This is a genomic window from Phaeobacter sp. B1627 (assembly GCF_006265095.1).
GTDB lineage: Bacteria > Pseudomonadota > Alphaproteobacteria > Rhodobacterales > Rhodobacteraceae > Epibacterium.
Genome location: NZ_VCNK01000023.1, coordinates 68134 through 88923 on the forward strand (window position 1 = coordinate 68134; position 20790 = coordinate 88923).

General features: G+C 59.9%; 23 protein-coding genes. 8 read left to right on the forward strand and 15 right to left on the reverse strand.

The window, feature by feature from the left end:
- Positions 1-64: 64 nt before the first annotated feature.
- From rpsI to FGE21_RS13625, 3 genes are all read right to left on the reverse strand, one after another.
- On the reverse strand, positions 65-553 hold the full coding sequence (gene rpsI / locus FGE21_RS13615) for a 30S ribosomal protein S9 (protein ID WP_139663849.1): 489 nt from the start codon (positions 551-553) through the stop codon (positions 65-67).
- A gap of 5 nt (positions 554-558) precedes the next feature.
- Positions 559-1017 carry a 50S ribosomal protein L13 gene (gene rplM / locus FGE21_RS13620; protein WP_139663850.1) on the reverse strand — a complete coding sequence of 153 codons (459 nt, stop codon included), beginning with the start codon at positions 1015-1017 and terminating at the stop codon, positions 559-561.
- A 171-nt stretch (positions 1018-1188) separates the two neighbouring features.
- Complete coding sequence (locus FGE21_RS13625; RefSeq protein ID WP_139663851.1) at positions 1189-2604, reverse strand: PLP-dependent aminotransferase family protein; 1416 nt, start codon at positions 2602-2604, stop codon at positions 1189-1191.
- A gap of 92 nt (positions 2605-2696) precedes the next feature.
- Here FGE21_RS13625 and FGE21_RS13630 point away from each other — a divergent pair, with 92 nt between their 5' ends.
- From FGE21_RS13630 to speE, 3 genes are all read left to right on the forward strand, one after another.
- Positions 2697-2927 (forward strand): DUF1127 domain-containing protein, encoded by a 231-nt coding sequence (locus FGE21_RS13630; RefSeq protein ID WP_139663852.1) that lies wholly within the window; start codon positions 2697-2699, stop codon positions 2925-2927.
- Positions 2928-3174: 247 nt separating this feature from the next.
- The gene (speD, locus tag FGE21_RS13635) at positions 3175-3681 is read left to right on the forward strand and encodes an adenosylmethionine decarboxylase (protein WP_139663853.1); all 507 of its coding nucleotides are present in this window, start codon (positions 3175-3177) and stop codon (positions 3679-3681) included.
- Positions 3678-4532, forward strand: a complete 855-nt coding sequence (speE, locus tag FGE21_RS13640; protein WP_139663854.1) for a polyamine aminopropyltransferase — start codon at positions 3678-3680, stop codon at positions 4530-4532. The genes speD and speE overlap by 4 nt, the downstream gene beginning before the upstream one ends.
- A 54-nt stretch (positions 4533-4586) precedes the next feature.
- Here the strand turns inward: speE and FGE21_RS13645 are convergent, their stop codons facing one another.
- Positions 4587-5009, reverse strand: coding sequence for a PaaI family thioesterase (locus FGE21_RS13645; RefSeq protein WP_139663855.1), 423 nt, complete (start codon positions 5007-5009; stop codon positions 4587-4589).
- Between the two features lie 382 nt (positions 5010-5391).
- On the opposite strand from FGE21_RS13645, the gene trmFO reads away from it, so the two are divergent.
- The 3 genes from trmFO to gluQRS are packed head-to-tail and all read left to right on the forward strand — an operon-like array spanning position 5392 to position 8240.
- The gene (gene trmFO, locus FGE21_RS13650; RefSeq protein WP_139663856.1) at positions 5392-6735 is read left to right on the forward strand and encodes a methylenetetrahydrofolate--tRNA-(uracil(54)-C(5))-methyltransferase (FADH(2)-oxidizing) TrmFO; all 1344 of its coding nucleotides are present in this window, start codon (positions 5392-5394) and stop codon (positions 6733-6735) included.
- A 33-nt stretch (positions 6736-6768) separates the two neighbouring features.
- A complete protein-coding gene (locus FGE21_RS13655; protein WP_139663857.1) occupies positions 6769-7383 on the forward strand; it encodes a class I SAM-dependent methyltransferase in 615 nt (204 codons plus the stop codon).
- Positions 7380-8240, forward strand: coding sequence for a tRNA glutamyl-Q(34) synthetase GluQRS (gene gluQRS, locus FGE21_RS13660; protein WP_139663858.1), 861 nt, complete (start codon positions 7380-7382; stop codon positions 8238-8240). The genes FGE21_RS13655 and gluQRS overlap by 4 nt, the downstream gene beginning before the upstream one ends.
- 2 nt (positions 8241-8242) lie before the next feature.
- Here the strand turns inward: gluQRS and hisI are convergent, their stop codons facing one another.
- Positions 8243-8632, reverse strand: a complete 390-nt coding sequence (gene hisI, locus FGE21_RS13665) for a phosphoribosyl-AMP cyclohydrolase (RefSeq protein WP_139663859.1) — start codon at positions 8630-8632, stop codon at positions 8243-8245.
- A gap of 60 nt (positions 8633-8692) precedes the next feature.
- On the opposite strand from hisI, the gene FGE21_RS13670 reads away from it, so the two are divergent.
- Complete coding sequence (locus FGE21_RS13670) at positions 8693-9145, forward strand: iron-sulfur cluster assembly scaffold protein (RefSeq protein WP_139663860.1); 453 nt, start codon at positions 8693-8695, stop codon at positions 9143-9145.
- Between the two features lie 252 nt (positions 9146-9397).
- On the opposite strand, the gene FGE21_RS20430 is transcribed toward FGE21_RS13670, so the two are convergent.
- The 5 genes from FGE21_RS20430 to FGE21_RS13690 all read right to left on the reverse strand — a co-directional run bounded on the left by FGE21_RS20430 (position 9398) and on the right by FGE21_RS13690 (position 15353).
- On the reverse strand, positions 9398-9520 hold the full coding sequence (locus FGE21_RS20430; RefSeq protein WP_255731590.1) for a hypothetical protein: 123 nt from the start codon (positions 9518-9520) through the stop codon (positions 9398-9400).
- A 146-nt stretch (positions 9521-9666) separates the two neighbouring features.
- The gene (gene recG / locus FGE21_RS13675; protein WP_139663861.1) at positions 9667-11757 is read right to left on the reverse strand and encodes an ATP-dependent DNA helicase RecG; all 2091 of its coding nucleotides are present in this window, start codon (positions 11755-11757) and stop codon (positions 9667-9669) included.
- 7 nt (positions 11758-11764) lie between these two features.
- Positions 11765-13984: an NAD-dependent DNA ligase LigA gene (gene ligA, locus FGE21_RS13680; protein WP_139663899.1), complete on the reverse strand. Its 2220-nt coding sequence runs from the start codon at positions 13982-13984 to the stop codon at positions 11765-11767.
- A 245-nt stretch (positions 13985-14229) separates the two neighbouring features.
- Positions 14230-14949, reverse strand: a complete 720-nt coding sequence (gene ctrA, locus FGE21_RS13685; protein ID WP_139663862.1) for a response regulator transcription factor CtrA — start codon at positions 14947-14949, stop codon at positions 14230-14232.
- A gap of 125 nt (positions 14950-15074) precedes the next feature.
- The gene (locus FGE21_RS13690; RefSeq protein WP_139663863.1) at positions 15075-15353 is read right to left on the reverse strand and encodes a DUF1153 domain-containing protein; all 279 of its coding nucleotides are present in this window, start codon (positions 15351-15353) and stop codon (positions 15075-15077) included.
- A gap of 157 nt (positions 15354-15510) precedes the next feature.
- Between FGE21_RS13690 and mnmA the strand changes: the two genes are divergently transcribed.
- On the forward strand, positions 15511-16656 hold the full coding sequence (mnmA, locus tag FGE21_RS13695) for a tRNA 2-thiouridine(34) synthase MnmA (RefSeq protein WP_139663864.1): 1146 nt from the start codon (positions 15511-15513) through the stop codon (positions 16654-16656).
- Positions 16657-16862: 206 nt separating this feature from the next.
- On the opposite strand, the gene lpxB is transcribed toward mnmA, so the two are convergent.
- The 5 genes from lpxB to FGE21_RS13720 all read right to left on the reverse strand — a co-directional run bounded on the left by lpxB (position 16863) and on the right by FGE21_RS13720 (position 20774).
- Positions 16863-18047: a lipid-A-disaccharide synthase gene (lpxB, locus tag FGE21_RS13700; protein WP_139663865.1), complete on the reverse strand. Its 1185-nt coding sequence runs from the start codon at positions 18045-18047 to the stop codon at positions 16863-16865.
- 1 nt (position 18048) lies between these two features.
- Positions 18049-18837: an LpxI family protein gene (locus FGE21_RS13705; RefSeq protein ID WP_139663866.1), complete on the reverse strand. Its 789-nt coding sequence runs from the start codon at positions 18835-18837 to the stop codon at positions 18049-18051.
- A gap of 15 nt (positions 18838-18852) precedes the next feature.
- Entirely contained in the window at positions 18853-19638 is a 786-nt protein-coding gene (gene lpxA / locus FGE21_RS13710; protein WP_139663867.1) for an acyl-ACP--UDP-N-acetylglucosamine O-acyltransferase, read from the reverse strand.
- Positions 19638-20120, reverse strand: coding sequence for a 3-hydroxyacyl-ACP dehydratase FabZ (fabZ, locus tag FGE21_RS13715; protein ID WP_139663868.1), 483 nt, complete (start codon positions 20118-20120; stop codon positions 19638-19640). The genes lpxA and fabZ overlap by 1 nt, the downstream gene beginning before the upstream one ends.
- A gap of 63 nt (positions 20121-20183) precedes the next feature.
- Positions 20184-20774, reverse strand: a complete 591-nt coding sequence (locus FGE21_RS13720) for an OmpH family outer membrane protein (protein ID WP_139663869.1) — start codon at positions 20772-20774, stop codon at positions 20184-20186.
- Positions 20775-20790 lie beyond the last annotated feature (16 nt).

The window sequence follows — 20790 nt, forward strand, 5'->3', positions numbered from 1 at the left end:
ACATCACATAAAGAAAAGGCCACCCGAAGGTGGCCTTTTGCAAATATCGCAACGTCGCTGAAGCTTAACGCTTGGAGAACTGGAAGGAACGACGCGCTTTGCGGCGGCCAAATTTCTTCCGTTCCACAACGCGGCTGTCGCGTGTCAGGAAGCCCGCAGCCTTCAGTGCGCCGCGCAGGGACGGATCATAAAGCTGAAGCGCCTTGGAGATGCCGTGCTTGACCGCACCGGCCTGACCGGAGAGGCCACCGCCCTTGACGGTTGCGTAGACGTCAAACTGGTCTTCCACACCGGCAACCGTGAACGGCTGGCGCAGGATCATCTGCAGCACGGGGCGTGCAAAATAAGCCTTCATTTCCTTGCCGTTGACGACAACCTTGCCGGAACCGGGCTTGATCCAGACGCGGGAAACCGCATCTTTCCGCTTGCCGGTTGCATAGGACCGGCCCAGCTCGTCACGAACGGGTTCGCGCGGTGCTTCCAGCTCTTCGACTGCGGTTTCGACGCCTGCGACGGCGCCCAGCTCTTCGAGAGTAGTGATCTGATCAGCCATCGTCATTAGCTCCGGGTGTTTTTCTTGTTCATGGATTTGACATCCAGAACTTCGGGGCTCTGGGCTTCATGCGGGTGCTCGGCACTTGCATAGATGCGCAGGTTGGTCATCTGCTGGCGGGACAAACGGTTTCCCGGCAACATGCGCTTGACGGCCTGAAAGACCACGCGCTCGGGGTGTGCACCCTCGAGGATCTGTTGCTTGGTGCGGGATTTGATTCCGCCCGGGTGGCCGGTGTGCCAGTAGAAGTTCTCTTCACGCTTCTTGCCGGTCATCTGGATCTTGTCAGCATTGACGACGATCACATTGTCGCCCATGTCCATATGCGGTGTGAACGTGGCTTTATGCTTGCCGCGCAGGCGGGTGGCGATGATCGACGCAAGACGGCCCAGCACCACGCCTTCGGCGTCGATGATGATCCACTTCTTGTCGATATCTGCCGGGGTAGCAGAGTAGGTTTTCATGTCAGGTCAATCCTGTTTGTCGTGACGATGGGGCCGCAGCCGACTCCACCTGAATTCGATGGACGGGGTTTACGGTGCTGTCACACAGCAGTCAACACAGGGAGAAAAGATTAAATTCATTGATTTCAATATCTTGTGAAATAGGTATTAAAATACCCCACAAAATGGCCGTCAAACGCTGATTTGTTCCGGCGGATTGTCAAGAAGCATGCGCAATCGCTCCATGGCCCCCTCGAACCGCGCCAGCGTAACATGACCGTTGACGGCGATCCGCACGGCGTTGGGAGCGCGCCCGTCCCGCAAGGCAAATTCATCAGCGGACCGCAATTGCACGCCCTCAGCTTCTGCGGCGCGGGTAAACGCACCGGCCCGCCAGCCCGACGGCAGTTTCAGCCACAGGAACGGAACCTGCGCATCCCAGGTCAGCTCGAATGCGCCAAGGGCATTGACGGCCACGCGCACGTAGTTTGCCATTTCGTCCCGGACCTTTTGCACCATCGCTTTGCTGCGCGGATCCGACAACAGGATCCGCGTCACCTCGGCGAGCGGTTGCGACAGGCCGAAATAGCCATATTCCGCCACCCGGCGCAGATCCGCGGATTTTCCCACGGGCGCAATGGCAAACCCCACACGCAAGGCCGGTGTCAGAGATTTCGAAATTGAGGTCACATGCCAGGCCAGATCCGGTGCCAGCGCGCGATAGGTCGGTGCCCGGGCCTCCCCCATCCGGTAGCAGTCGTCTTCGATGATTTGTACCGAATGACGCCGCAACACACGCAGAATTTCCTTCCGCCGCTCCAATGGAGTGAAGCTGCCGGTCGGATTGTGCACCTCCGGGCTGGTACAAAGCAAAGATGCACCGGATTTCCGGATCGCCGCGTCGAGCGCCTCGGGGACGACTCCCTGCTCGTCAATCGCGACGCCCACAACCTTTGCGCGCAGGATTTCTGCGGCTCTGCGAAAGCCCGCATAGGATAGGTCTTCGACCAGAATGGTCGGAGTACTGTCTTTCAGGATGGCCTGCATGACGGTCATCACGGCATTCTGGCCCCCATGGGTCAACACGATATCGCGCTCTCCGAGCGGACCGAGCGGGGTGTCCGACATCCAGTTCACAACCGCCTGCCGAACCGCCTGATAGGCATCCCGCGTTGGGTAGTTCAACAGAGCCAACCGGTCGCAGTCCGCTGATTTTCTGAGAGCTTCCCGAATGAGGTTCACCTGCCCCACGTCAACGAGGCGTGGGCTGAACAGGCTGACGTGATCGGGATTGGAGCGTTCCATCAGATGCAGCTGCCGGGACCAGACATCGTCCATCACCACGGTTTCGCGTTCCGCGACGAATGTGCCACGCCCGACCTCGGCCTGCAAAAGCCCCTCATCCGTCAGAATCGTATACGCGCGTGCCACGGTCCCCGGCGTGATGCTCAACTGGTAGGCAAGCTCGCGCACAGGTGGCAGCTTTGCCCCCACATTCAATGTACCATTTTCCACCGCAGACCGTATCGTATCGGCGACCCGCTTATATTTGGGGCCCGGCTTTTCAGCGAGGGATCCCGTTAATGTGGAGGGCCAAATTGTACCCATAACAATTCCCTCTTAGACAAATTCCGCTAGCCTTTGTACGCAATGCATACCGATACAATTGAATTGCATCAATACAAAATGTGAGACAGACCATGATACAAGTTTCAGAACACTCGTCACAGCTTGCTTACCTGAACAACCGCCCGGCCCTGCCGATGGTTGCGGAAATGGCAATCGGCGTCGCGGTTCTGGCGACAAAATGGTCCGTGCGAAAACGGGGACGCCGCCAGCTGATGCGTCTCGACACACAACAGTTGCATGACATCGGCGTCACCCGCGAGGAGGCCATGCGCGAAGGAACTCTTCCGTTCTGGAGACCCTGATTTCCCCCGAGGCGATCAAGGCCCAGAACCAACTGTCAGGCCGGGGCATGTCCCCGGCCCTTTTTTTTGTCGCCCCCCAAATCTCATCGCGACCCATTTGTAGAATTCGTCGCATTGAACCTTGATCGAATCTCTCGACTTGCCTATCTGCGCCTGACTTTCGGTACCGATCCCAACCCTGAACTCTTATTCGGGGGGGCGCTAAGGACCGTCTGGATTGTCATCTACTGGAACGAAGGGGAGTGTCATGACGGACGCCAACCTCTTCCAACTGGGGATCGGTCTGGAGACAGGCGCCCAAGAGGAAGAAACCAACCGCAGTGAAACCACCGCGATTTGCGACGCATTGGTCGATAGCAACCGCGAAGATCACTTCATCCGCCGCGACGGCAAAGTGTTTGCCGGAACCCATCTTATCATTGAGGTGATGAAGGGGACCGGTCTGGACAGTCAGGCCCTGATTGAAACCGCATTTCGCAGAATGGTCGAAGTCTGCGGCGCGACCTTGCTGCATATCCATACGCATAAATTCTCCCCGCAGGGAGTCTCGGGCGTTGCCGTATTGGCCGAGAGCCACATCTCGGTGCACACCTGGCCCGAAATCGGCTACGGTGCGTTTGACGTCTTCATGTGCGGCGACGCAGAACCGTGGAATGCAGTCGACGTTCTGAAATCAGCCTTCGAGACTGACATGGTCGAAGTGCGTGAATTGCTGCGCGGAGAAGAGCTGATTGCCAAAGAGGTTGCCGCATGACGGATGAGGTCTGGAACACCGAACGGTTGCATGATCACTTTGCCCAATCTTTGCGGATTGGCGAAATGCTCTATGACAGCAAGACGGAACATCAGCGACTGAAAGTGTTTCAAAACGGCACGTTCGGGCGCGTTCTTACTCTGGACGACGTGGTACAGACTACCGAAGGCGACAATTTCATCTATCATGAAATGCTAACCCATGTGCCAATCCTGGCGCATGGAGCTGCAAAACGGGTGTTGATCATTGGCGGTGGCGACGGCGGCATTGCACGCGAAGTCCTGAAGCACGCCACAGTCGAGCATGTCACCATGGTTGAAATCGACGCCGGAGTGGTTGATTTCTCCAAAGAATACCTGCCGATGTTGAGCCTGGGTGCCTTTGACGATCCGCGCCTCGATCTGGTGATCAACGATGGTGCGGCTTTCATGAGGGAGACTGACGCCAAGTTCGACGTGATCATCGTTGATTCCACCGATCCGATCGGTCCCGGCGAGGTGTTGTTCACCGACACATTCTATGGCCACGCCGCCCGCGCCCTGACGCAAGATGGCATCATCGTGACCCAGAACGGCGTGCCCTTCATGCAGGGGGACGAGCTGACCAATACCATGCGGGCGTTTCAGGCGCTGTTTGCTGACGCCACCTGCTATCTTGCCACGATCCCCACCTATGTCGGCGGACCGATGGCGCTTGGCTGGGGCAGCCACTCCACGAGCGCGCGTGCCGTGGATCTCGCCACGCTCAAGGACCGTTTCGCTGCTGCCGGACTTGTTCCGGATTACTACACGCCCGAGGTGCACAAGGCCGCATTTGCCCTGCCCGGATATGTACAAAAGCTCATTCCCTGACCGTGTGTTGGGGTCGATAGTTCAGGTATCGCCCGTCACATCGGCGGGCGGATATCACCGTTTCGGCGGAATTGAATAGGTCATCGTCGACCGCGCGACCGGCTGCTCCACCCCTTCGGAAAACACCAGCACGTCTCCGACCGCGAGCGAGCGGCCGAGCTTCAGCAGCCGGGCCTGGCCGATCAGATCACGACCGGCTTGCGGCTTGCGCATGAAGTCGAACGAGGCATTCGTGGTCACAGCCAGCGCTTCTCGCCCGAGATGCGCCAGAACCAGCGCGTAGACCGCAACGTCAGCCAGAGCGAACATCGACGGACCGGAGACCGTTCCGCCGGGACGCAGGTGCCGGTCCTGCACGTTGAGGCGCATCGAAAGACTGCCCGATGACAGCGTGTCCACGGTGAAGTCCTCCCGGACCTGAGGGAAGACTTCCTCCAGATACGCGGTCAATTCCTGCGCATCAAAAATCAGCTCCATAGCATTGCCCTCCCACGATTTTCGCCCGCTCAATCTGCACTGAGCATGCGCCAGAATGAAAGCGAAACGTGACGGCACGATAGCTCTGCCGCTGAATTACTCAAATTTTTCTAAAATTATCCACGAATTCAGGTTTTGTTTACCAATCGCGATCTATTGTTTCCCTATTGAGGCTTTCAATGAAGGCAAGAAAATGGCAAGAGTTGGGCAAGCCTGATGGCTTGTCACAATTCGGGCCGCTGCTTCGAACCGTCCCTCCTCCCGGATCTCTCACCCGGATTTGACGTTCACGAAGCTGCGGCCCAAATTTTCTTCACTCCCCGACCGATCTCCCCCATTCGTGATATTGCGCCCGCAGTCTGCCTGCCCTATTTGGCCAGTCATGACACAAGAGCTTCACATCGTCGGCGGCGGAATGGCCGGATCCGAGGCAGCCTGGCAGGCCGCCCACATGGGCGTCAACGTGGTCCTCCACGAGATGCGTCCGAAGGTTGAAACCTTTGCCCATCAGACCGGCAATCTGGGCGAGATGGTCTGTTCCAACTCGTTCCGATCCGACGATGACGAGCAAAACGCGGTCGGCCTGCTGCATTGGGAAATGCGCGCGGCCGAGGGGTTGATCATGGCCACGGCGGACCAACACCGCTTGCCGGCCGGAGGCGCGCTGGCCGTAGACCGCGAGCCCTTTGCCGAAACGGTCACCGCGCGGCTGAAGGCGCTGCCCAACCTACAGGTCTCCTACGAAGAAATCACCGAGCTGCCGGACCAAGGTCAGTGGATCTTTGCCACCGGCCCTCTGACCTCGGCGACACTGGGCGCGGCCATTCAACGCGAAACCGGCACCGAGCGTCTGGCGTTCTTTGACGCAATCGCTCCGATTATCTACGCCGACAGTATCGATATGTCGAAGGCCTGGATGCAGTCCCGCTATGACAAGGGCGACACGGAGGAAGAGCGCACTGCCTACCTCAATTGCCCCATGGACAAAGATCAGTATGATGCCTTTATCGACGCGCTTCTGGCTGCGGAGAAGGCCGAATTCCACGAGGGCGAAACCGCCGGCTACTTCGATGGCTGTTTGCCGATCGAAGTGATGGCTGAAAGAGGGCGCGAAACCCTGCGTCATGGCCCCATGAAACCCGTGGGTCTGACCAATCCGCACCAGCCAGACGTCAAGGCCCATGCCGTCGTCCAACTGCGCCGGGACAACGCGTTGGGGACCTTGTTCAATATCGTCGGCTTTCAGACAAAGATGAAATACGGCGCGCAAACTGATGTTTTCCGGATGATTCCGGGACTTGAAAACGCCAGTTTCGCACGGCTTGGGGGTATTCACCGCAACACCTTTCTGAACTCACCGACCTTGCTTGATCAGGAGATGCGCCTGAAATCCCGGCCCAATATCCGCTTTGCCGGGCAGGTCACTGGGGTCGAAGGCTATGTCGAGAGCGCCGCCATGGGGCTGCTGGCTGGCCGTCTCGCCGCCGCTGAGATGCTTGGGATGGCGCTGCCTCCGGTTCCTCAGGACAGCGCCATGGGCGCCTTGATCCACCACATTACCGGCGGCGCGGACGCCAAGACGTTTCAGCCGATGAATGTGAACTTCGGCCTGTTCCGTCCGCTGGACGGCGTCAAAGGCGGGCGCCGCGGCCGCAAGGATCGCTACAAGGCCTATACGGACCGGGCGAAATTGGCCTGGCAGGACTGGCTTGGTAACTTTTCATAGACGCTGTCATGGTCCTGGCGCTACACTGGGACCATGACTGAAAAGTTTCTCGAAAAAACCTATGCGCTCGGGACCGTGAAAGAGACCCTGGAGCATTACAATCGCTGGGCTGAGAGTTACGATGCGGAAATCGCGGAAAACAACTATGCCACGCCCGGTCGGATTGCCGATGCATTGTGGTCGTTCCTGCCATCCCCTCAGGCGCCGGTCCTCGATTTTGGCTGCGGCACCGGACTGTCCGGCATAGCGCTGCGCAGAGTGGGCTATGAAACCGTGGACGGGCTGGACCCCTCTCCGGCGATGCTGGATGTCGCACGCACAAAAAGCGCACATCGCAGGCTTTCGCTTCTGAAGGCCGATCACTCCGTACCCTATGCGCCCGGCACATATCGGGCTGTTGTCGCCTGTGGCGTCCTTGGAACCGGAGCAGCTCCGCCCGCCGTTTTTGGGCGTCTGATGCACAGCCTTTCGAAGGGAGAGCTTCTGGCATTTTCCCTGAATGACCATGCACTTGCGGATCCTTCCTACACCGGCGCCATCAACGAGTGGCTGGATTGCGGAGCGGCGCGGCTGCTGTTTCGCGAACACGGGCCCCACCTGCCCGGCCTCGACTTGAACGCTGACGTCTACGTGATTGAAAAAGCTTGACCTTCACCACGAGATTTGCGCCATCGCCGACGGGCCCCTTGCACCTCGGGCATGCGTTTTCGGCGCTTCTTGCATCGGATTTGGCCGATCAGCACGATGGCACGTTTCTTTTGCGCATCGAAGACATTGACCAATCGCGGGCGCGCCCCGCCTGGGAAAAACAGATCTATGAGGATCTCGCCTGGCTCGGGCTTGATTGGCCACGTCCCGTCATGCGCCAATCAGATCGCTTACCCCGCTATACGGCCGCGCTGAAGACCCTGACCGACTTGGGGCTGACCTATGCCTGTCGGTGCAATCGCGCCGATATCGAAGCTGCCGCCGGCGCGCCGCAAGAAGGCGTTCCGCAATTTGGCCCCGATGGTCGGATATACCCCGGCACCTGCCGGGATCGCCGTATCGCCACGCCCGCGCCCCAGGATGTTATCCGGCTTGATATGCGGGCCGCTCTGGCACAGTTGGGCCCGCTGTCTTTTGGCGAGACCTCGCAGGACCTTGGCGGGCGTATCCGAATAGACCCGGAACATCTTTTGACCGGTGTCGGTGACATCATCCTGGTGCGCCGGAATATGGGCAGCTCCTATCATCTGTCGGTGGTCGTGGATGACGCCGATCAGGGAATTACCGATGTGGTCCGCGGCGCCGATCTGTTCGAGACCACCCAGATCCATGTTGTCCTGCAGACCCTGCTCTCCTTGCCGGTGCCGCGCTATCATCATCATCGCCTGATCCGAGACTCTGCCGGGAAGCGACTGGCAAAACGCGATGACGCGCGCGCCATCGCCAAATATCGCAGCGAAGGCGCGCGCCCGGCCGACATCCGGGACCTGATTGGGCTGAGCGGAATTCTGACCTGAAATCAGGTCATTGGCGTCATGATTTCAACCTCATCACCACCCCGGACAGCCGTGTAGAAACAGCTGCGTCGGTTGGTGTGACATGCGGGTCCGGTCTGCCGCACAAGGGCAAGAAGAGCATCGCGGTCACAATCGATGCGCAGCTCGACCAATTCCTGCAGGTTCCCAGAGCTTTCACCCTTGACCCAAAACGATTGCCGCGAACGAGACCAATAGGTTACACGTCCTGTTTCAAGTGTCTTTGCAACACTTTCGGCGTTCATCCACGCCATCATCAGGATCTCGTGACTATCGGCATCCTGAGCAATGCACGGCACCAGCCCCGCGTCGCTATATGTCAGTGTTTCAGCGGAAAAACTCACCGGGATTTGCATTTGAAAAACCTTTTGCATCTGCGGGGCGCGCCCCTATGTATGGAGAATGCGCCCCAAGGGAAACCCCAAGGAAGAAATATGTCCGGCGAAACTGACCTGATCAAACTCTACTCGACCAAGATCCTCGCTCTGGCGGCGGAGATCCCCCATCAGGGACGCCTTGACGACGCCGATGCCACAGTCAAACGCCGCTCGCCGCTTTGCGGATCCACCGTGACGGTCGATATCGCGCTGGAAAACGGCAAAGTGTCGCGGTTTGCGCAGGATGTAAAGGCCTGCGCTTTGGGGCAGGCCTCGGCGGCGATCGTCGGTCAGGTGATCATCGGCCGCACGCTCTCCGAGGTGGAAACCGCTCGCGATCAGCTCAAGGCGATGCTGTCCGCATCCGGCCCGGTCCCCGATCGCCCCTTTGACGGGCTGGAGGTTCTGATCCCCGCGCGGGAATTCAAAAACCGCCACGCCTCCATACAGCTGGCGCTCGACGCGACCCTCGAAGCGATGCAGACAGCGCTGAAATCGAACTGCGCCTGACCCCGCCCCCGCAGCGGTTTATCTCTCTGACATCAGAAGAGACCCACCCGATCCGCGTAAAAAAACCGCCGCACATCCGGGCAGATGGCGGCGGCCAGTGAGAGCATTTTCATGCGGGACCCGGAGTGAACCAAGCACCAAAGGCAGATGCCACAGGTGCGGATCGAACAGGCAATCGATCCTTGCCAGACAAACGGCAGGCCCATCCGGCATGAAAACACAGGCAAAAAGAAAAATCTCGGAACGGGATGCTCAGAACATCCCCGGCAGGTGGAGGCCGACAACAAGCATCACCACGAGAGAGGCCGCGCCCAACGCATCCTGAAGCAGCGTCGATTGAGAATTGCGCAGGGCGGATTTGAATTGCGTAACCATCTTGGGACCTCTTCGTTCTCTGTCAAACGAGCTCAACGCTCTTGTTGTCTCTTTGTTCTCATTTTGCGCGAGTCGTGTAAAGAACTTTTTAAGAACATTTGAGAACAAATAAGAACACCCGAGACCTCAGCAGAACAGAAGAGGTTTCAGCCCACAGAGATCAGACGAATGGCTTCGTCCTGCCGCAACAGCCACAAGAGCGTCCGCGCCGCGCGCCCCCGCGTGCCGGACAGGTCCGGATCGGCGGTCATCAGCGCACGGGCGTCGCTTTGTGCTATCGCCATCAAATCTGCCTGACGTTCCAGATCGGCAATCTGAAACCGGGGTAGCCCCGATTGCGCCGTGCCGATGACATCCCCGGCCCCGCGCATCTGCAGATCCGTTTCCGCAATCACGAAACCGTCTTCGCTCTGCCGCAGAACCTCCAGCCGCTTGCGCCCGCCTTCGGTCAGAGGCGGCTGATACATCAGCAGACAGGTCGATTCTGCGCTGCCGCGACCAACCCGCCCACGCAACTGATGCAGTTGTGCGAGGCCAAAGATCTCGGCCCTTTCAATCACCATAATAGAGGCATTCGGCACGTTGACGCCGACCTCAATCACGGTTGTGGCCACCAGCACGCGCGTGCGCCCCTGCTGAAACGCCGCCATGGCCGCGTCCTTGTCCTGTGGCGGCATCTGCCCGTGCACAAGCCCAACCACCTCTTCGCCCAGAACCGCACGCAGATGTTTGAACCGAGCATCCGCCGCCGTCAGGTCCATCACCTCGGACTCCTCGACCAGCGGGCACACCCAATAGCACTGTCGGCCCTCCGCGATGGCCGTGCGCAGATGGTCCACCACCTCTGACATCCGTTCCGTACTGATGATCGCCGTCTTGATCGGTTTGCGCCCCGGCGGTTTCTCGTCCAGAACCGAGACCTCCATATCGCCATATTGGGTCAGGGCCAGAGAGCGCGGGATGGGGGTTGCCGTCATCACCAGGACGTCGGCGCGCTGACCTTTTTCGGCCAGCTCCATACGCTGGCGCACCCCAAACCGGTGCTGTTCGTCCACGACCACCAGCCGTAGATCGTGAAACGCCACATCCTGTTGAAACACCGCGTGGGTTCCGACCAGAATGTGAATATCACCCCGCTGCAGCGCCTCCAGCTTTGCCTTTCGGTCGCGACCCTTGTCACGCCCGGTCAGGATCTCCAGCACAACGCCCGCATCATTGGCCAGCGGCTGCAGTCCCTCCAGGTGCTGGCGTGCGAGAATTTCGGTTGGCGCCATCATTACCCCCTGCCCGCCCGCCTCAACCGCGACCAGCAGCGCCATAAAGGCCACAAGCGTTTTTCCCGCTCCCACATCCCCCTGCAGCAAGCGGTTCATGCGCCGCGCCCTCGCCATATCTGCGGAGATCTCGTCAATCGCCCGCGCCTGAGCCCCGGTGGGACGATACGGCAATGCCGCGAGAACCTTGCTCTGCAGCTTCCCGGTGGCGACAGAAGGTCGGCCGGGCTGCTCCCGTTCCACCGAACGCGCGATGGCCAGAGTCAGCTGATGCGCGAACAGCTCGTCATAGGCCAAGCGTTCCCGCATGGGCGCATCAGCCAGAAGATCGTCCAGCCCGGCAGGCGCATGAGCGGCCACCATCGCATCCTGCCAGCCCGCCCAGTTTTTCTTCGCCTTGAACGACGGGTCGATCCACTCCGCCAGATCCGGCAGCCGTGTGAGTGCGCTCTGCACCGCCTTGTACATGGTTTTCTGAGTGATCCCATGGGTCAGCCGATACACCGGTTCGAACTCGGGAATTTCATCCGCTTCGGCGAGGGGCAGCATGTAATCCGGATGCACCATCTGCGCAGCGCCATCGAACAGCTCCAGCTTTCCTGACACGATACGACGGGATCCTTCGGGCAGTTGCGCCGTCAGATACCGGCTGCGGCCGTGAAAGAACACAAGCTGAAACTCGGTGTCCTGATCAGTCAAGTCGATCCGGTAGGCTCCGCCCTTGTTTCGCGCCGGGCGATGCTGACCGACCGTGACCTCCACCGTGGCGGTCGCGGGCAGCTCCAGTCCTGCGATGGATGCGCGCCGACGACGATCAACGACCCCATGCGGCAGCGAATACAGCAAGTCTCGCGGGGCGATGATATTCAGCTGTGCAAAGTGTTCAGCCGTTTTCGGACCGACGCCTTGCAATGTCTCCATTTCCCCAAACAATGGGAACAGCTGTTCCGGACGCCCCTTCATGTTTTATTCATACCCGCCCGATCAAATCCAACCAACTGTCCTCATCCATGATCCGAATACCCAGATCTGCGGCCTTGGTCGCCTTGGAGCCTGCCCCCGGCCCCGCGACGAGGATATCAGTCTTTTTCGACACTGACCCGGCGACCTTCGCGCCGAGCGCCTCGGCCCGTGCCTTGGCTTCCGCGCGCGTCATCTTTTCCAGCGTCCCGGTGAAGACCACCGTCTGCCCCGCCACGGGGCTGTCCTGGGCCGGCGCATCGGGGGGGATGACCTCCAGATGCGCCAGGAGCCGATCAAATGCGGCCCGTTCTTCGGCGTTGGCAAAAGCATCGGACAACGACAAAGCCACCGACGGGCCGAGCCCATCGACACTGATCAGATCATCCCAGGCCGCCTGCGCGTCCGATGAGACTGAAGATTCTGAAATCGCCGCCTTGCGCACCTCGGAGATGCGGGCCCGGCGCCCTTCCGACTGGGCGCGCTGGCGCTCCTGCAACTCCGCCTCATCCGCTGCCCGATGTGCAAGCGCTGCGGGACGAGCCAGATCGGCCGCCGTTGCCAGCGCCTCCCAGCTGCGGAAATGCAGCGCCACATCCTTGGCCGCGACCTCGCCGACGTGGCGAATACCAAGGCCGAAGATCAGCCGCGCAAACGCGATGCTGCGCTTGTCGTTGATGGCCGAAAACAATGCGGAGGCGGATTTCTCCCCCCAGCCTTCGCGGTTTTTCAGCTGCTGCAGGCCACTGCCATAATTTGTTTGCAACTCAAAGATATCGGCCGGTTCCCTCACCCAGCCGTCGCTGTGAAACTGTTCGACCTGCTTTGCCCCGAGGCCCTCGATATCGAAGGCCGCGCGCGAGACAAAATGTTTGAGCTTTTCCACTGCCTGCGCCGGGCAGATGAGACCGCCACTACAGCGGCGCACCGCGTCACCCTCTTCGCGCACCGCGGGGCTTCCGCAGCGCGGGCACCGGGTCGGAAACACGAACCGCCCGGCCCCATCAGGTCGCCGTTTCAAATCGACGTCCGCGACCTTGGGGATCACATCGCCCGCGCGGTAGATCTGAACCCAATCCCCGACCCGCACGTCCTTGCCGTCGCGAATGACCGCGCCCTTGGAATCCAAACCGGCGATATAGTCCTCATTGTGCAGCGTCGCGTTGGAGACCACGACCCCACCGACGGTGACCGGCTGCAACCGCGCCACCGGGCTGAGCGCCCCGGTCCGGCCGACCTGAATGTCGATCCCATCGAGCCGCGTCCAGGCTAGCTCTGCGGGAAATTTGTGAGCGATCGCCCATCGCGGCGTTGTCGAGCGGAACCCCAACCGATCCTGCAGCGCAAGATCGTTGACCTTGTAGACGACCCCGTCGATGTCATAGCCAAGTTCCGCGCGCTGCTCCTCGATGGACTGGTAGTGGGCAAGCAAGGTCTGCACGCTGTCACAAACTCGGGTAAGCGGATTGGTCTGAAAGCCGAGGGACTGAAATCTGGAAATCGCCTCAATTTGCGTTTCCGCAATCTTCTCGGATGTTTCGCCCCAGCTATATGCAAAAAATCGCAAAGGTCGCGCGCGGGTAATCTCCGCATCCAGCTGCCGCAGGGACCCCGCGGCGGCATTGCGTGGGTTTGAAAAGATCTTTCCACCAGTTTGCAGATGCCTGTCGTTCAAAGCCTCAAAATCGGCATGGCTCATATACACTTCACCGCGGACTTCCAGAATTTCGGGCGCAGCAGAAATTTCCTGTGGAATATCTTCGATGGTCCGGGCGTTCTCAGTCACGTTCTCGCCGACAGCGCCATCCCCCCGCGTCGCCGCCTGCACCAGCCGTCCGTTTTCATAGCGCAGAGACAGGGACAGCCCGTCAATTTTGGGCTCTGCCGTAAACGCCAGTGCCGCGTCCGCCGCCATCCCCAGGTACCGGCGCAGGCCCGCTACGAAATCCTCAACATCGTGATCTTCAAAGGCATTGCCCAACGACATCATGCGCACCGCATGAGACACCTTGCCAAACCCCGAAGCGGCAGGCGCTCCCACCGATCCAATCCGGGACGCGTCCGCGGCCAGTTCCGGAAACGCTTCGGCCAGGGCAAGATAGCGGCGTTTCAGCCGATCGTATTCGGCGTCAGACAGAGTGGGAGCGTCTTTCTGATGGTAGTCGAGATCAGCCGTTTCGATCTGTGATTCCAACTGCCGGAATTCTGCGCGTGCGTCGGCCACATCCATTGACCGGAGGTCGTGATCTGTCATTCTGGCTCTGCCCCTTGGGGTAAACATATCGCTCCGGTGATACTGCTCGATCCTGACGAGGTCCAGAGACCTTTCCGGATGAGAATGTAACCCCGTCGGCCACATGACGCAAAAACCCCGCCGGGCCAAACGGCCAGACGGGGTTTTGAAAATCGATCCGATCTAAAGGCTAGGACGCCCCAGACACGGGAACATTGAAGCAGAAAAGTCGGAGCGGGAACCTAGGCACCAACCGCCATACGCGGCCCGCCCGCAACGTGATCTTCCTGGGGATCACGCAGAACATAGCCACGACCCCAAACGGTTTCGATGTAATTTTCGCCCTCGGTTGCGGTGCTGAGCTTTTTGCGCAGCTTGCAGATGAAGACATCGATGATCTTCAGTTCCGGCTCGTCCATGCCGCCGTAAAGATGGTTCAGGAACATCTCTTTGGTCAGGGTTGTGCCCTTGCGCAGGGACAAGAGTTCCAGCATCTGGTACTCTTTACCGGTGAGATGTACGGACTTGCCTTCGACATCCACGGTCTTGGCGTCGAGGTTGACCGAGATCTTGCCCGTCTTGATGATCGACTGCGAATGCCCTTTGGACCGGCGGATAATCGCGTGGATCCGTGCGACCAGCTCTTCACGGTGAAAGGGCTTCGTCAGATAATCATCGGCACCGAACCCAAATCCCTTGATCTTGTTCTCGGTATCATCTGCGCCGGACAAAATCAGGATCGGCGTCTCAATCCGCGACAACCGCAGCTGACGCAGGACCTCATGGCCGTTCATGTCCGGCAGACCCAGATCCAGAAGGATCAGATCGTAGTCATAGAGTTTCGCCAGATCAATGCCTTCTTCGCCGAGATCAGTCGTGTAAACGTTCAGGTTTGCATGTGTGAGCATCAGCTCGATGCTTTTCGCTGTCGTAGGATCATCCTCAACGAGAAGAATGCGCATATTTCGTCTCCGCCTGTACTCTGTTTTCCTCAAGTTGCATTAACCTTGCTGGCAAAAGGTTAATGTCCCGTTACCATGTTGGTTAATTTTGAAGAATCGCACAAGTTAACGGAGGTGTTTTTTCCTTAGGGCTTACGATAGTCCTTTAATCGAGTGGTTTTCAGCGCCTCTTCGCCAAAATCTGCAACCGCAGCTATCCAGCTTCGGAACTCTTCTTCGCTTAAATTGTACAGCTTCAACGCCTCACCTTGGGGAATCAGCCCATACAATACCCCCCGCACCACAGCCGCCTTGCGGGAGGCGACCCAGCGTTTGGTTGTCTGCGGCGGAAGATCCGCCCGCGTCATGACTGTACCATCCGGCAATGTGACCGCACGTGGGCCATCTACTTTCTTCAAAAACATCGCTATACCCTTACTAGGATGCGTCTTCTGTATTCCTAGGGGAGATTGGCGTGCAGGGCTTAACGCTAAGTGAAATGCCCCCCTTGAGATTACTTTGCATTTTCATATATTCTTCGATGTTTTCCCGATCCCCACTCAGACCGTTAAGGAGTACACCATGGCACTGGACAATGAGGCCCCAGTGAATTCGCTTGGTTTTGCCAAACCCCCATCCGAGACCCGCGTCGTCGTTGCCATGTCCGGCGGCGTCGATAGCTCTGTGGTGGCGGCATATCTGGCAGATCAGGGCTATGATGTCGTCGGTGTGACGCTCCAGCTATATGACCACGGCGCGGCGCTCGCCAAGAAAGGCGCCTGCTGCGCCGGGATCGATATCCACGATGCGCGCCGCGTTGCCGAGGAACGGGGCTTTCCCCATTACGTTCTGGATTATGAGAACATTTTTAAGGATGCCGTGATCGACGAGTTCGCCGACAGCTATCTGGCGGGGGCGACTCCGGTGCCCTGCATCCGATGCAACGAGCGGGTGAAGTTCAAGGATCTGCTGGAGACCGCCAAGGATCTCGAGGCCGATTGCATGGCAACCGGCCATTACATCCAGCGCAAGATGGGTCCGAACGGGCCCGAACTGCACAGCGCCGAGGACGCAAATCGCGACCAAAGCTATTTCCTGTTCTCCACCACCCCCGATCAGCTCGACTTCCTGCGGTTCCCCCTCGGGCATCTGCCCTCCAAGGACGCGACCCGCGAGATGGCCGCACAATACGGTCTGGCGGTGGCGGATAAACCCGACAGCCAGGACATCTGCTTCGTGCCAAACGGCAACTATGCCGCCGTGATTGAAAAGCTGCGCCCCGGTGCAGCCGAGCCGGGCGACATCGTGCATGCCGATGGTCGGGTGCTGGGCCAACACAACGGCGTTATCCACTACACCATCGGTCAGCGCCGCGGTCTCGGCATCGGCGGGCTGAGCGATCCGCTTTATGTGGTCAAGCTGGACGTGGACAGCAAACAGGTGGTGGTCGGGCCAAAAGATATGCTGGCCTCCCGCACTGTTCCGGTTCGCGAAATCAATTGGTTGGGGGATGAGCCCTTCACCAGCCGCAAGGAATGGCACCTCAGTATCAAGGTCCGCTCCACCCGACCGCCCCGCGACGCCATCGTGCGCCCGATCTCGGACACCGAGGCCGAGGTGGAACTGCTCACTCCGGAGGAAGGCATATCGCCCGGCCAGGCCTGTGTGTTCTATGATCCCGACAGCAGCAGGATCTTCGGTGGGGGCTGGATCTGGAGAGGGAACTGACCCTCTCCTGCGGGCCTGCGCTCTTTTCCGCGGAGGGGCCTTTTCTGCGCCTGGTCCTTTTTATACGGGTGAGCCTTTTTATACGGGTGGTCATCTTTCTACGGATGGGTGATCCCTGCTGACGGCAGTGCACCCGCCCCCGACAACAGTCCGCACAGAAAATTCGCACAGAAATCAGTCCGCACACCCAAAAGGGCAGGCTGTCGTCAGCGCGCGCCAGAAGCGCGCTTCCTGTCCAAAGGCGCCAGCACCGCACGCGCCGCTCGGAGGCCCGGGGCCTCGCCGCCCTCGCCGATCCGCTCCATCGTCAGGCGCATCGCATCCTGCTGCAGCCCCGGCGCCGCAAGCACCTCGTTCAGTTTCAGCGCGATGAGATCGGCAGTGCACTCCGGGCCGAGGCATTCCGGCACGACGCGGCTGTCACTGACCAGATTGACCAGCGTCACCGTATCAATCAATGCCATCCGCTTCATGATCTGCCAGGTGAGCCAATTGAACTTGTAGGCGATCACCATCGGCGTTGAGGCCGCTGCCAATTCGAGCGAAACGGTACCGGACGCAGCCAACGCCAGCTCTGCCGTCGCGAAAGCCGCCCGTTTGTGGGCCGCAAAGACAGGACCCTCGGTGTCCGCCGGATCAAGCAAAACGCAGCCATCCGGCCAAGCGGCACATTTGTCCCGCAACATCGCGGCCACAGGCCCAGCCATGGGCACGACGATACGATACTCGGGATGCTCGGCGTGGAACCGGGTCAAGGCGGCGCCAAAAATATCTGCCAGCCTGCTGACCTCGGAGCGGCGCGAGCCCGGCAGAGCCAGCAGGACCGGAGCCTCACCGATCCCGTAGGTGGCCCGGAAACCGGCGATCTCTGCCGCTGTGGCTTTTGCTTCGGCCACCACCGGATGACCGACAAAATCGCATTCCATGCCGGCCGCCTCCATATAGGGGGGCTCGAACGGCAGCAGCGCCAGGACCTGGTCGATGACCTCGGCCATCCGCACCGCCCGCCCTGGCCGCCAGGCCCAAACGGATGGCGCCACATAATGTACGGTTCTGATGCTGCTGTTTTCTTTGACACGCTTCGCCACGCGCAAGGAGAAATCCGGGCTGTCGATGGTGATCATGACATCCGGTTGCAGGCTCAGGACCGCATCCGCGGTTTCCTGAATACGCCGTTTGAGCGCGAAATATTTTGGCAGGATCTCGGCGATCCCCATGACCGAAAGCTCTTCCATGGGGAATTGCGACTGCAGGCCCTCGGCCTGCATCTGTGGCCCTCCGATGCCGTCAAAGGTGACGTCGGGCACCAGCGTCTTCAGCCCCCGCATCAGCGCGCCCCCCAGACGGTCTCCGGACGGTTCACCCGCGAGAATGAAAACCCGTAGGCTCATCTCAACTCTGTCTCAGCCACAGGAACATGCCGCGCCGGTCACAGGCCGCAATCACCTCATCGCGGTTCAGCACGATGACGCCCTGCGCCTCCAGAACGATACCGTTCAGACCCGCCATCGCGGCTCCTTCAACCGTCGCCGGGCCAATGGTCGGCAGATCCGCGCGACGGTCCTGGCCCGTTTTGGGCGCCTTGAACAGGAGGCCACCCTGCCCATCCGGGCGCGCGGCCAGATTTGCCAGCATCCAGTCGGTCCCAAAAAGCGTTTCGATGCCAATCGCCTGACCAGAGCGCACGGCGCAGGCCTGTCCCACGTCAACAGCGCTCAGGGCCGCCGCAATCGATGCCGCCCGCTCCGCGTCGGCCTTGTCGATCTCGCCCGGCTTCACTTTGGTCGGAATGCCCTCTTCCATCAGCAGATCCGGCGCGATCTCATGCGCGGCCCTGACCGCAAAGCCGCTCTGCTCCAGAATGGCAATCACCGCCCGCAATGCACCATCGTCGCCCAGAGCAATCGCCCCCTGCAACACCGGCACCAATGGCAGCGTCGCTGCGTCAATGGCAGAGGGGTCGATATGTGGCCGCGCCACGGCGCCCGCCAGACAAATGTCGGTCACATCCGCGGCCTTCAGACGCTCGAGAAAGCTCCCGAGCTGCTCGACCCGAAAGATGATCTCCGCATCGACCTGATCCGGTTCCGATCCAGCCATGGCACAGACCAGGGGCCGGGTCGGCAAACGGTCCAGCAGTTCGGCGGGCAGATGGCCACGGCCGGCAATCAGTGCAATCATGTTTCTAGGCCTTTCTCAGCCACCTGGGGTCAGGAAATGGCGGTCGCTTTCACCGGTGATGAAGGCAACGATTTCCTGCACATAGGCGCTCTCGCTTTCCTCGCCCAGACGGCGGGCGCGTTCCGAAAACGTCCCCTCCCCCTGTGCCAGCATCTGAAATGCGGCCCGCAGAGCCGTTATGTCCGACCGGTTGACACCGCGCCGCTTCAGCCCAACGAGGTTCAGCCCGTCCAGCTCGCCGCGCGAGGCCTGGACCAGACCGTAGGGGATCACATCATTTGTCACCATGGTCACCGCCCCGATGATGGCGCCGCGCCCGATCCGTACCCATTGGTGGATGCCCGACAGACCGCCGATGATCACGTCGTCTTCCAGGACGCAATGCCCTGCAATCGCTGCGGAATTCACCACGATCACCCGATCCCCCACCTGTGCGTCATGGGCAATGTGGCACCCGGCCATGAACAGTCCGTCATCGCCGATCCTGGTGATACCGCCGCCGCCTTCCGTCCCGGCATTGACGGTCACATGCTCCCGGATGCGGTTGCGCTTGCCGATCACGGTACGGCATTTCTCGCCCTTGAACTTCAGATCCTGCGGGATCTCGCCGAGGACGGAAAAGGAAAATACGACGGTTTCATCGCCGATCTCTGTGTCTCCGGTGATGACCACATGGGATTTCAACACCACCCGGTCGCCCAGAACCACCTCAGCGCCGACACTGCAGAAGGGACCGATTTCACAGTCTTCGCCCAGTCTGGCACCGTCTTCGATAATGGCGCTGGGGTGAATTTTACTCATCAGCCGTCCTTTCCGTCGCGATCAATCATCGCGGTGAATTCGGCCTCGGCCGCCAGTTCGCCCTCGACGGTGGCACGGCCGGAGAATTTGAAGATCTTGCCCCCCGGCTTGCCGCGCAGGGTTTCCACATGCATCTCCAGCACATCACCGGGAACGACCTTCCGGCGGAATTTGCATTTGTCGATGTTCATGAAATATATCAGCATATCGGTGCCGATCAGATCCATGCCGACCCCCAGCATGACGCCCGAGGTCTGCGCCATCGCTTCGATGATGGTGACCCCCGGCATGATCGGAGCTCCGGGGAAATGGCCCTGAAAATGCGGCTCGTTCATCGTCACGTTCTTGATGCCGCGCGCGGACTGAAAACCGTTGATGTCCAGAACCTTGTCCACCAGCAGAAACGGGTAGCGATGGGGCAGGATTTTCTGGATCAGGCCGATATCGGCGCTTTTCAGGTCGGGATTGGCGTCAGAGGTCATGATCATGTTCCAATGGTTTCAGGTCGTTGATTGTCCTAGCAAGTCCCGGCGGAAGGGGCAAGTTCAGGGCCGTGCCGCCTCTGCCTCGTCGGAGACTGTCCCGTCACCGAGGATGGCATCCACACGCGAGATGGCAAGCTCTGTCACGTCGATGGCATCGGCACTCAGCAACACAGTAGACTGTTCCAGAATTGCTGCAGCCCCGGTTTCCGTCATGATCTGTTCGAGAATGGGGATCGAGGTTTGGCGAAAGGCGCGCCGTGCGTCATCGCGGGCTGTGGTGATTTCCAGAAACTTGGCTTCCTGAGTGCGCCGGGTTTCCTGCACTTTCTGGTCAAAGGCAGTGGCCAGCGCCCGAAAGGCGTCGGGCTCCATCGTGGAGCGGCGCTCGGCCAGATCCAGCTCTTCCGCCCGCAGCTCAGCTTCGATCCTGCGATTTTCCGCCATCAGAACCGCGCTGCGCGCCTCCGTTTCCCGCGCCACCCGCTTGCCATAGGCGCTTTCGGTAAAAAGCCTGTCCGCATGGATCGTCAGCAGTTGGCTATTGGGCAGCCCAAGGTTCTGGAACGTCGAGAATTGCCCGACGCCCGCGCTTGGAAACGGGGTCTGCGCCACAGAGACACCACAGGACAGCCCGGCCAAAAGCCCGGCCATCCAGAGGAGTTTCGCT